At 72.4% G+C, this 12,393-nt stretch carries 6 protein-coding genes; 2 read left to right on the top strand and 4 right to left on the bottom strand.

Annotation, left to right across the window (positions count from 1 at the left end; translation table 11 throughout):
• Positions 1-271 precede the first annotated feature (271 nt).
• A complete protein-coding gene (locus FF36_RS15130; protein ID WP_044885709.1) occupies positions 272-1,474 on the bottom strand; it encodes a CaiB/BaiF CoA transferase family protein in 1,203 nt (400 codons plus the stop codon).
• A 179-nt stretch (positions 1,475-1,653) separates the two neighbouring features.
• On the opposite strand from FF36_RS15130, the gene FF36_RS15125 reads away from it, so the two are divergent.
• Positions 1,654-3,537 (top strand): AMP-binding protein, encoded by a 1,884-nt coding sequence (locus tag FF36_RS15125; protein WP_044885708.1) that lies wholly within the window; start codon positions 1,654-1,656, stop codon positions 3,535-3,537.
• A gap of 30 nt (positions 3,538-3,567) precedes the next feature.
• Here FF36_RS15125 and gad read toward each other — a convergent pair whose 3' ends face one another.
• Both gad and FF36_RS15115 read right to left on the bottom strand, forming a co-directional pair.
• Positions 3,568-4,974 carry a glutamate decarboxylase gene (gad, locus tag FF36_RS15120; protein WP_044885707.1) on the bottom strand — a complete coding sequence of 469 codons (1,407 nt, stop codon included), beginning with the start codon at positions 4,972-4,974 and terminating at the stop codon, positions 3,568-3,570.
• Positions 4,975-5,080: 106 nt separating this feature from the next.
• Positions 5,081-7,180, bottom strand: coding sequence for an nSTAND1 domain-containing NTPase (locus tag FF36_RS15115; protein WP_044885706.1), 2,100 nt, complete (start codon positions 7,178-7,180; stop codon positions 5,081-5,083).
• Between the two features lie 824 nt (positions 7,181-8,004).
• Between FF36_RS15115 and fxsT the strand changes: the two genes are divergently transcribed.
• Positions 8,005-10,551, top strand: a complete 2,547-nt coding sequence (gene fxsT / locus FF36_RS15110) for an FxSxx-COOH system tetratricopeptide repeat protein (RefSeq protein ID WP_242422526.1) — start codon at positions 8,005-8,007, stop codon at positions 10,549-10,551.
• Here the strand turns inward: fxsT and FF36_RS15105 are convergent.
• Positions 10,546-12,393 carry an HEXXH motif domain-containing protein gene (locus tag FF36_RS15105; protein WP_242418921.1) on the bottom strand — a complete coding sequence of 616 codons (1,848 nt, stop codon included), beginning with the start codon at positions 12,391-12,393 and terminating at the stop codon, positions 10,546-10,548. The two genes, fxsT and FF36_RS15105, sit on opposite strands and share 6 nt — an antisense overlap.

The raw sequence follows: 12,393 nt of genomic DNA, 5'->3' as shown, positions 1-12,393 counted from the left end.
CACCACCCTGGACCCCACCACCGACAGTTTTTCGTCGTCGCCTGGCGGGACGCCATCCGGAGGCCACGACGGAGACACGATGCGGACCCGGGACGGACTTGCCGACCCGGACGGCACCGGTGGCACGGAACGCCTGTGACCTGGGCGTACCCACGCCCGGATCGGCGCATCCCGGCATGGGCCACGCGGCACCGATCGCCGGTGGCGGCCGCCGATCACGTCCCGGCACGCAGGATTCCGCGCTGAGGATTCGACGCTGAGGATTCCGCGCTCAGGGCTCGGCGATGACCTTGTCGTCGAGCAGGCGGAGGATCTCCGTCTCGCCGTAGCCGAGTTCGGTGAGGACCTCGCGGGAGTGCTGGCCCAGGGTCGGTCCCGGGCGCCGGGCCGACGGCAGTTCGTCGTCGAACTGCACCGGAGCGGCCGCGAGCCGGACGTCGGGATGCTCGGGGTGCTGCATGAGGTAGCCGTTCTCGACCACCGCCGGATCGGCGACGACCTCCATCGGGGTCGCGAAGAACGAGAAGATGCAGCCCTGGGCGCGCAGCTTCGCCTCCAGCTCGGCGTGGTCGAGCGTGGTGATGACCGCGTTGATCCGCTCATGGATCACCGGCCAGCCGGCCCGGCGCGCGGCCGGGTCGGGGTAACGGGTGACGAGATCGTCCAGGCCGAGCGCCCGGCAGGCCTGCTCCCAGTAGCGAGCCTCGTCGATCATCATCAGGGACACCCACCGGCCGTCGACCGTCCGGTACTGGCGCACGAGCGGCGACACCTGCTCGTCGGCCGCCATCGGCATCTGCTCGCCGGCCAGGGTGGTGTAGGCCAGGTCGGGCCCGAGTGTCCACGCCGCCGAGCCGAGCAGGGAGGTGTCGACCACGATGCCCTTACCGGTCCGCCCCACGTGGACGAGCCCGGCGCAGATGCCGCCGGCCAGGAACATTCCGCTGGGGCCGTCGCCGAGGGCCGGGCGCTGCCTGGTCGGACGCGTCGCGTCCGCGTCGGTCAGGACGTGGGCCACGCCCCCGCGCGCCCAGTACGAGACCCCGTCGAAACCGCCGGCCTCGGCGTCGGGTCCGCGCTGCCCCTGGCCGTGCCCACGCGCGTACACGATGGTCGGGTTGAGCGCGAAGACGTCGGCCGGCTCCGTGCGCAGCTTGCGCCGGACCCGGGGAAGCTGGTTGGTGATGTACACCTCGGCCCAGCGCACGAGTTTCTCGAAGATCTCGCGGCCCGCGGGCTGCTCGACGTCTAACGCGATGCCGCGCTTGTTGCGGTTGAACAGCTCGAACTGGAAGTCGTAGCCGTCCTTCGTGGCCACCAGGCCGCTGGCGATGATCCGGCGCATGGCGTCGCCGGCCAGCCGCTCGATCTTGACCACGTCGGCGCCGAAGTCGCCCAGCGCCGCGGCGGCCGACGGCACGAAGCCGTGCTCGGAGAAGTCGAGGACCCGGACGCCCTCCAACGGTCTGGTCATGGCTGCTCTCCCTGTCTCGATGCACTTTGGCGCGGAACGTAACACCACGGCCCGGGTCGAAGTCGTGGTCAGCGGCGTCAGGCCAGACCGCGGTGACCCGTCCGGTGGTGCCACGCACGGCAGCGCTCGGGGGGCGGGAATGCGCCCCGGCGGTCGCCGGGCGCGGGAGGATGACGGCTATGGGCGCATACCAGCGGGAGTACGAACGGGCCGCGAACGATCCCGAGGAATTCTGGGCGGCCGCCGCTCAGGCCCTCGACTGGACCCGGCCGCCGCGGCGGATACTCGACGCCGACCAGGCGCCGTTCACCCGCTGGTTCCCCGACGCCGCGCTCAACACCTGCGCCAACGCCCTCGACCGGCACGTCGCCGCCGGTCGGGGCGACGCGCTCGCGCTGATCTACGACTCGCCGGTCACCGGCACGGTCCGCCGCTTCACCTTCGCCGAGCTGACCGACGAGGTGGCGCGCGCCGCCGGGGCACTGGCCGCGCTCGGGGTCGGCCGCGGCGACCGGGTCATCATCTACCTGCCCATGATCCCCGCGGCGGTGGTGAGCATGCTCGCCTGCGCCCGTCTCGGCGCGGTGCACTCCGTGGTGTTCGGCGGGTTCGCCGCGGCCGAACTCGCCGCCCGGATGGACGACGCCCGGGCGAAGGTCGTCGTCAGCGCCTCCTGCGGCATCGAGCCGACGCGGCTGGTCCCGTACAAGCCGATCCTCGACGAGGCGATCGCGCTGGCCGCGCATGCTCCCGCCGCGACCCTCATCGTCCAGCGGGACCGGCAGCGCTGCTCGATGATCGCCGGCCGGGACCATGACTGGGACGCCGCGCTGGCCGCGGCCGCGCCGCTGTCACCGGTGCCGGTCGCCGCCACCGACCCGCTCTACATCCTCTACACGTCGGGCACCACCGGCCGGCCGAAGGGGATCGTGCGCGACAACGGCGGCCACGCCGTCGCCCTGACCTGGTCGATGGGCAACATCTACGGGATCCGGGCGGGGGACGTCATGTGGGCGGCCTCCGACGTGGGCTGGGCGGTCGGGCACTCGTACACGGTCTACGCCCCGTTGCTCGCCGGCGCGACGACCGTGCTCTACGAGGGCAAGCCGGTGGGCACGCCGGACGCCGGCGCCTTCTGGCGGGTGGTCACCGAGCACGGGGTGAACGTGCTGTTCACCGCGCCGACGGCGATCCGGGCGATCAAGAAAGAGGACCCGGCGGGCGCCCTGGTACGCGAGTACGACCGCTCGTCGCTGCGCGCGCTGTTCCTGGCCGGCGAGCGCCTCGACCCGGCCACCTACGACTGGGCCGTCACCACCCTGGGCATCCCGGTGGTCGACAACTACTGGCAGACCGAAACGGGTTGGCCCATCTGCGCAAATCCGATCGGTCTGGAGTCGCTGCCCGCCCGTGCGGGCTCCCCCACCGTGCCGATGCCGGGCTACGACGTGCGAGTGCTGGACCCGGCGGGCCAACCCGTCCCCACCGGCACGGAGGGCGCGATCTGCCTGCGCCTGCCGCTGCCGCCCGGCGCTCTGCCGACCCTGTGGGAGGACGACGACCGGTACGCCGCGTCCTACCTGTCCGCCTTCGACGGGTACTACCTGACCGGCGACGGCGGCTACCTCGACGCCGATGGGTACCTGTTCGTGCTGGGCCGCACCGACGACGTGATCAACGTGGCCGGGCACCGGCTGTCCACCGGGTCGATGGAGGCCGTCCTCGCCGCCCACCCGGCCGTGGCCGAGTGTGCCGTCGTCGGCGTCGCGGACGCGTTGAAGGGCCAGGTACCGCGCGGGCTGGTGGTGGTGAAGACCGGCGTCGAGATCGGGCCGGACACGCTCGCCGCGGAACTCGTCGCCCGCGTCCGCGCGGAGATCGGGCCGGTGGCGGCGTTCCAGCGGGTCGACGTGGTGGCGGCCCTGCCCAAGACCCGGTCCGGCAAGATCCTTCGCCGGACCATGCGCGAGATCGCCGACGGCCGCTCCCCCGCCGTCCCGCCGACCATCGAGGACGCCACCGTCCTCGACGCGCTGCGCCCGGTCCTCACCGCCTCCCACTGACCCCGACCCCGCCCGGCGAGCCGGGCGGGGTCAGTGGTGGAAGGACGCCGCCTCGCCGTCCGGTGGGGGCGGCGGGAGGCGCCGCGCGGCGCCGGACAGCCTGTCCACGACCCGGCGCAGGTCGGCGACGAGCAGCCCGGCGAGATCGCGGCTGAACTCGTGACGCACCACGATCCGCAGCACGGCGAGGTCGGTCAGGTCCGGCGGGAACCGGTAGGCGGGCACCAACCAGCCGCGGGTGCGCAGCAGCTCGGAGACGTCAAAGACGGTGTAGTCGGTGATCTCGTCGCGCAGCCGGAACGCGAACGCGGGGATCCCGCTGCCGTCCGAGACGAGTTCGAAGGGACCCATCCGGGCCACCTCGTCGGCGAGCCAGCGGGCATTGTCCCGGCACGCCTGGGCCACCCGGCGGTAGCCGGCGAAGCCCAACTGGAGCAGCGTGTAGTACTGCGCGACGACCTGAGCCCCCGGGCGGGAGAAGTTCAGCGAGAACGTCGGCATCTTCCCGCCGAGGTAGTCCACCTCGAACACGAGCTCGTCCGGCAGGTGGGCGCGGTCGCGCCACACCACCCAGCCGACCCCCGGGTAGACCAGCCCGTACTTGTGCCCCGACGCGTTGATCGACACGACCCGGTCGAGCTGGAAGTCCCAGACCAGTTCGGGGTCGCAGAACGGGGCGATGAACCCTCCGGACGCGCCGTCGACGTGCACCGGCACGTCCGGGCCACCTCCGGCGGCCAGGCGGTCGAGCCCGGCGGCGATCTCGGCGACCGGCTCGTAGCTGCCGTCGAACGTCGAGCCGAGGATCGCCACGACGCCGATCGTGTTCTCGTCGCAGCGCGCGGCGGCCTCGTCGGCGGTCAGGTGCGTGCGGCCCGGCGCCATCGGAACCAGGCGTGGTTCCACGTCCCAGTAGCGGGCGAACTTGTCCCAGCACACCTGGACGTTGACGCCCATGACGAGGTTGGGCCGGTCGGCCGGGGCACCCGCCGTCCGCCGCCGGGCCCGCCAGCGCCGCAGCAGCGCCAGGCCGGCGAGCATGCCCGCCTCGGAGGAGCCGGTGGTCGAGCAGCCGACCGCATGCTCCGAGTCGGGGGCGTGCCACAGGTCCGCGAGGATGTTGACGCAACGCTTTTCCAGCTCCGCCGTCTGCGGGTACTCGTCCTTGTCGATCATGTTCTTCGGCGCGCACTCGGCCATCAGCCGATCGGCCTGGGGGTCCATCCAGGTGGTCACGAACGTCGCCAGGTTCAGCCGCGCGTTGCCGTCGAGCATCAGCTCGTCATGGACGATCTGATAGGCGGTCTCGGGCGAGATCGACTCCCGCGGGATCCGGAACCGCGGGACGGCGACGTCCTCCCCCGACCGGACCAGCTGCGGCCGCACGTCGACCGTCTGCTCCGCCTGCGACCCACTCGCCTTCCCGTGCAGCGCCATCCAGGTCCACCTCCCGTCACCTGCCGCCGACGTCTCCGTCTACACGCTCCCGGTAAACACCCGACCGCCCGGCGCCCGACCGCCCGACACCCGGGAAGCCGGTCGGTCAGGCCATCGCTCCCGGGCGGCGCAGCATCCGGTGAACCTGCTCCCGCTGGTGGGCGAGCAACGCCGGCGCGCGCGCCTGCAGAGCCCGCTCGAGGAGGTCGGCCGCCCGCGAGTCGTCTCCGATGGTCTGGAGCACACCCGCCGCACGCCAGAGGACCGGCCCGCTGTCCGGGGCGTCGTCGAGCACCGCCGACGTCTCCGTGGCCGCGGTGGCCGAGCGTCCGAGCCGCGCCAGCGCCAGCGCACGAGCGGCCCGGGTCTCGGCGGAGTCCCCAGCACCGGCAGGGCCTGCGAGGTCGGCGGTGTCGGCGGTGTCCGGGCCGCCCGGGCCCAGCCGGACCGCTCGGTCGAGGTCGTCCAGGGCCGCCGCGTCGTCCCCCAGCTCGACCCGTAGCTGACCGCGCCCAGCCAGGGCCGCCGGCGTCAGCGGCGCGATGGTCAGCACCGTCGAGAAGATCGCGGCGGCGGCCCAGCGCTGGCCCGAGTACCACAGGGCCCGAGCAAGATCGATCTGCACGTCGAGTTCGGCCGGCAGCCGGGCCGACGCCGACTGAAGATCCTCGACCGCGGAGCCGAGCCGCCCGGCCCGCAGCAGCAGCCGCCCGGCCGCGGCCAGCGCCCGGCCCGACGATTCGGCGTCCGGCAGCGACTCGTAGAGCTGCGCGGCCTCCCGGTAGCCGCGCTCGGCCTGCTCGATCCGCCCCTGGGCCTCGTCGAGATCGGCGCGCAGCATCACTGCCTGTGCCCGGATGCGCGGATCCTCGGCGTCGCGCCGCAGCACCTCGTCGGCATGTACCCGGGCGGCCGCAAGATCGCCGTCCGCGAGGCTGATCAGGGCCGCCTGAAGGTAGTCGATCGCACCGATCTCCGCCGCCGGCGCGTCGGCCGCCGGCCAGTCCGGCACCGCTGCCTGCAGCGGGGGGATGAGCCGGTCGTCGAAGAGCTCGAACCGGCGGGAGCCCGAACGCCACTCGCTGGCCAGGACGTACCGCTCGGCCAGCGCCGCCAGCAGCGCGTTGGGCATCCCGGCGGTCGCGACGAGGCCCTCGTCGACCGTCGCCCGACGCCCGCGTTCGGTGACGAAGGTACGGATCAGCCACCGGCGCACGTCCCCGGCGTCGAGGTGGTGCCGCCCCGCCTCCGTCACGATGACCTGCGTGAGGTGGGCCCCCAGGACCGCGTCGACCCGAGCGGCGGATTCCATGAGGTCCGGCCCGAGCGAGGCGCCGCGGTCGGCCGTGTCCCGCCACAGCGACGCGGCCACGAGCTGGAGGTAGGCCGGCGGGACGGCGTCCGCGGTCAGGACCGACACGGTTCCGGCGGCGTCCACCACCCGGCTGTTGAGGAGTTCGTCGATACAGGCCGCCACGACCTCCGGCGGCAGCGGCCGACCGGCCCGCCGCATCGGCTCGGCGCACGCGGCGATCGCGGAGTGCCGGTCCAGCCCCCCGACCCGGACTCCGGCGGCATCCTCGCCGCCGGCGAGCGTCGTCTCGTAGGGGGCGAGACGGGACCGGGCATTGTGCCGGATCACCAGGAGCAGGCGCAGGTTGGGCAGCGCCGCGACCGCCTCGCCCAGCAGCGTGATGAACTGCTCCCGCAACGGATCAAGGTAGGGGGTGCACGGCGCGAAGAAATCCTCGAACTGATCCACCGCAGCGAGGATCGGCCGGTCCGGGTCGGCGGGCCGCCGACGGCCCTGCAGGCTCGGCCCATCTCCGCCCAGCCGGTCGCGCAGGGCGGGCGGCAGCGTCGACGTCCCCCGCGGGCCGGACCAGGTCCGCAACAACGTCTCGGCGAACGGGTTGGCCACCCGGCCGAGCGAGGGAACACCGGCGCCGGTGGCGCCCGGCAGCGGGGTGATCCGACCCACCGGCAGCACGTGGGCGACCTCCGGCGAAAGGTGTGGAAGCACTCCCGCCCGCAACAGCGAGCTTTTTCCCACGCCTGGTGGTCCGTACACGACCACCAGGCGGTTCTCAAGCCATTTCGCCAACAGGGCGTGGGCGGCGGCGGTCCGCCCGAAGAACCGGGCGGAGTCGATCTCCGTGAAAGGCCGCAGACCGGGAAACGGCGAGGCGCCCGGGACAACCGTCATCGCGCGACTCGTCCACTACAGCGCCGGGAGCTGCGCGCCTCGTTCGGCCGGGACGACGCACTGCACACAGAAGATTCGGCCGGCAGCCATGAACTCCGCCCGGCCCTGGCAGCTCCGCCCAGCAAAGGGCGAACCGTCCCCGCGACGAGCTCGCCCGAGAAAATCGCATTTACGCCGCCCGCCGCGACCGCTTCAGTAGCCAATGTGGTAGAGCCCCTCGCTGCCAACCCGGTGACCTCGGTGAATACTATCCGACCCCGGATCGGCGGCGGTGGACAACGGCCCGGTGGACCACACCGGCCATATTCGCCGCCTGCCGGGAATAGGGCCCTCCGGCGCGGGCACCCGCGCTGTGGCGGCCTGGGCTGCGGCCAGGCTGACACCGCGGCGACCAGGGCCGCCGCCGCGGCAGTCGCCCCCGGGGCTCCGCATCCGCCCGCTTCGACGTTCACCCCCCGGACACTCACCCCGAACACTCACCCCAGGCACACACCCTGGACATCGCTCAGACAGCGCAGCCAGCATCGCCAGGGCGGCTCCCGCCGCAACGCACACCGGCAGCCGGCCCTTGACCTGGACTTTCCCCAGTCGTCCAGATGTCGCCTGGCAAGAACCGGACAACCGTCTTTTTCATCACTATATGGTAGAAAAGTTCGGGGAGTGCGCGGAGCGACACGCAGCCCGGCCAGGGGTGCCCGCCCAGCCCCTTCCAGAGGTAAGATCCAGGCGCTCGGTAAGCTGAAGATTGTTTGTATGGGCGAGGTATGACGTCGACAAACGAACCACCTCGCGTCGAACAACGCGGGGGAATGGTGGATTCGGTGGTGAAGTCGGTTCCGGTGCAGGACACCGGTCGGCGAGTGCCGGCCGTGTGGGGCAACGTGCCGCAACGGAACAAGAACTTCACCGGCCGGGAAGGCCTGCTCGCCGATCTGCGCGCCCGCATCACCTCGGACACACGCGACGTCACCGCGGTCCTGCCGCACGCGCTACAGGGGCTCGGCGGGGTGGGCAAGACCCATCTGGCGATCGAGTACGCCCACCGTTTCCAGACCGACTACGACCTCGTGTGGTGGGTGCCCGCCGACCAGCCCTCGCTGGTCCGGTCCACCCTCGCCACCCTCGCACCCCGGTTGGGGCTGGCGGACACCGCCCCGTTGCGGGTCGACGACGCCGTCACCCAGGTGCTGGACGCGCTGCGCCGCGGGGAACCCTACCGCCGCTGGCTGCTGATCTTCGACAACGCTGAGCAGCCAGAACTGATCCGTCCCAGCATTCCGCACGGTCCAGGCCATGTCATCGTGACCTCGCGCAACCGGAGTTGGCTCAGTCACGTCGACACGCTCGAGGTGAACGTCTTCGACCGCCGGGAAAGCCTGGAGTTCCTCACCCGCCGGGTTGAGGGTATTTCACGAGCCGACGCCGACGAACTCGCCGACGCGCTCGGTGACCTGCCACTCGCCCTGGAGCAGGCGGGCGCCCTGCAGGCCGAGACGGGCATGGGCGCCCAGGAGTACCTGGAGCTGCTGCGCGAGGCCGGCGGCCGGCTGCTCGCCGAGAACGCGCCCGCCGACTACTCCCGGCCGGTCGCCGCGGCCTGGAGTCTGTCGGTGAGCAAGTTGCAGGAGCAGGCGCCGTTCGCCCTGGAGCTGCTCCGCCGCTGCGCGTTCTTCAGCCCGGAACCGATCTCGTTGGAGATCCTCGACCGCGGCAAGTACATCCTGAAGTCCGAGTTCGGCGTTGCCATGCAGGATCGGCTGGTCGTCAGCCGCGCGATCCGGGAGCTCGGCCGCTACGCCCTGGCCCGCCTCGACACCACCAACAAGACGCTGCAGGTCCACCGGCTCGTCCAGAAGCTCATCCGCGACGATCTGCCGGCCGAGGACCAGCGTCGGGTGCGCGACGAGGTGCACCAGCTGCTCATCGGGGCGGACCCGGGCGAGGCGGAGGAGGACAACTGGCCGCTGTTCAGCCGGCTGCTGCCGCACATCGTGCCCTCCGAGGTCTACCGGGCCCCGCAGCCGCCGGCGCGTCAGCTGATCGAACACGTCGTGCGGTACCTCTACCAGATCGGTGACTTCTCCACCGGCCTCGTCGAGGCGGATCGGGCGCTGGCCGGCTGGGTCACCGACTCCGGCGATCGTGATCCCGACGTCCTTATCCTGCAGGGGATCAAGGCCGACATCCTGTGGGCACTCGGCCGGTATCGCGAGGCCTACGAGCTGCGGCGCCCCACCCTGGAGGCGATCACGGACGTGCTCGGGGCGGAGCACGAGGAGACGCTGCTCGTCCTGAACGGTTACGGTGCGGACCTGCGTTCCCTCGGCGAGTTCCAGGCCGCCCGCGAGCTCGACGAGGACTCCCTCGCCCGGCACCGGGCGGTCTTCGGCGAGGAACACCAGGCCACCCTGTTCGCCGCCAACAACCTCGCCGTCGACTACACCCTCACCAGCTCGTATGTCCGGGCCCTCGAAGCAGATCAGCGCAACCTCGCCGACCGGCGCGCCGCGTACACCCGCGACGACGCGGTGTGGGTGGTGTTCTCCATGGCAGCCCTCGCCCGCGATCTCCGCCATGCCGGGCAGTACCTGGAGGCCCGGGAGCTGGCCGAGCAGGCGTACCTGATCTACCTCGACCTGGTGCAGCGTCGGATCCTGCCGGCCGGGCACTGGCACGTGCTCCAGCACGCCAAGGAGCTCTCGGTTGCGCGCCGCAAGGCCGGAGACTTCGCCGCCGCGCTGGAGTTGGCACGGGAGGTGCACGCCCGGTACACCAACAGCCCGCAGTACGGCTCCGAGCACCCGGACACCCTCGCCGCCGGGATCAACCTCGGCAACGCGCAGCGAGTGGCGGGCGATCCGGACGAGGCGACCGTCCGGATCGAGAAGACCGTCCGTCGCTACCGCGACGTGCTCGGCCCCGACCATCCCTACACCTACGGCTGCGGCCTGAACCTCGCCCTCGTCCACCGGCAGCTCGGCCGGATCGAGGAGGCCGAGACCCTGCTGGCCGAGTCGCTCGCTGGTCTGGAGGCCAGGCTGGGCGCCGACCACCACTTCACCCTGACCTGTGTGGCGAACCTGGCGACGGCACGTTCCGCGCTGGGGCGGACCGACGAGGCGGTGAAGATGGGAGAGGCGGCCCTCCCCCGGTTCCGGGAACTCCTCGGTCGTGATCATCCGCACACGCTCGTCTGCGCGACCAACGTCGCGCTGGACCTCGCCACCGTCGGCCGGACGGAGGAGGGCCAGGCCCTCACCGAGGACACGGTGCGCCGCTACCGGCGGGTCCTCGGTGAAGAGCATCCGGACGTGCGGGCCGGCCTGCGCGGCGAGCGGCTGGACTTCGACTTCGAGCCGCCGCCGCTATAACCCCGTTCCCCCAGGGGTCCCGTCGGGGGCCGGCTCGGGTAGCCAGGCCGCGAGATCATCCGGGTCGACGCGGTCCCCGCTCAGCTCCTCGACCCCCCGGTGCACCGCGCGGACGAGCTCGGGGTGGGCGATGAGCACCCGGCTGCCGTGTCGGCCGGTCTCCCGGCGGCACAGCGCGAGACCGGCCCAGGCCCCGAGGTGATCCGGATCGTCGGCGATCTGCTGCTTGTAGGCGGCCGCGGCGGCCGGGAAGTCGCCGCAGGCATACGCCCGATCGGCCAACGAGAAGTTCTCCTCGAGCACACCGGGAACGCCCTCACGCACGGCTGCGAAGAGCTTCGGCTCATGCAGCCGGAGATGCGCCAGACTGAGCCGGGTGCTGTCGACCAGGCCGCGGTTGCCGGCCCGGATGCTTGTGGGCACCCGCATCCCGGTCGGCGCCGGGCGGCCGGCGGCCCAGGCCCGGACGAGGGCCGCCACCCGGTCGGCGGCGGGTTCGGCGTTGCGCAGCCGCCAGGCCGTCCAGGTGTCGGCGCTGATCCGCCGGGCCAGCATCCGCGGCTCCGCTGGCACCGCGGCCTGCCGGTGGCGCCAGACCACCGTCCGCATGCCGTCGAGGAAACGCAGTCCAGGCGGGGTCAGCGCACCGGACAGTCGGATCGCGACGAGGACCCGCCACACCTCCTCCCGCCACCGGGCGAACTCGAAATGCGCGTAGGCCGGCTCGGGGAGCACCCGCCGCTGGAAGTCCCAGAATCCGGTGAGGCCGAGGTAGGCGTAGGCACCCTGGAGGAGGCCGGGCAGGGGGCGGGGATCGGCGCGCCAGGGCGCGTAGAGCAGCCGTCCCTCGACGGGCTCGACCAGGGTGACGAGATCGAGCAGTGCGGACAGCTTGTTGTGCTGAAACTCGTGGACGAGGGCGGCCGCGCACGACAGGCCGTCCTTGGGCAGCGTCATCGCGACCGCCCCGAACGCCTCGCCGACGGAGGCGCTGAGCTCGGTCGCGCCGCTCGTCGGCCGCAACGGGAAGACCGTCGTGAGCCCGGCGGCGATCGCCCGCGCCGCGCGTGGGTCGCACCGGCACAGGATCCGCCAGCCCTCGGCAAGCCGCTGGCGCCACAGGTCGAGCGCCTCCGGGACGATCTCGGACGTCATGGGCAGGTCGAGCAGCAGGCGGGCGGGATCGACGAAGTCCAGGCGCAGCTCGATCCGCTCGCCCGCCGCCTGCGCGTCGAGAGTGGGAATCGGCTCCCAGTCGGAACCGGCGTCGCGGATCAGGTTGCGCTCGGCCGCCCCCGCTGCCCGGGCGATCAGGACCGGGTGCTCCTGCGGTGAGCCGGCTGTGCGCAACGTCAGTGTGCCACCGGCGGTCCGCGCCTGGGCCCAGCCGGAAGACGCGCCACGGTAACGGCCAAGGGTGGGCAGAACCAGCTCGTCGTCTCGGATCAGTACCGGGACCTCGGCCTCCAGCCCGGCCCGCAGGGCCGCGGCGACGGCCAGCGCACCGAGCCCGGCCAGATCGTCCTCGAGCGGGATGGGTGAGGACACGGCGCCGCGCATCCGCCGCAGGCAGTGCATCGCCCACAGCCCGAAGCCCGGCGAGAGCAACAGCTCGTCCACCATGTCCGGCGCGGCGCGCTGCGCGGCGACAAGCACCTCGAAGCTGCGTGCGAGCCGGCCGCCGGCCGTCGGCGCCAGGCGGGCGGCGTCGTCCATGACCGCACGCAGAGTCAACAGCCGCTTGCTGAGCTGCGTCGCCCGGAGGCGGTGGACAACCTCCGCCCCGCCGCCCCCCACCGCCAGCTCATCGAAATCAGCGGCGGCCAGCCGATGAAGTTTCAC

It is taken from the genome of Frankia torreyi (genome assembly GCF_000948395.1).
GTDB lineage: Bacteria > Actinomycetota > Actinomycetes > Frankiales > Frankiaceae > Frankia > Frankia torreyi.
The sequence above is the reverse complement of the archived record's forward strand: the minus strand, read 5'-3'. Positions and strand labels throughout refer to the sequence as shown.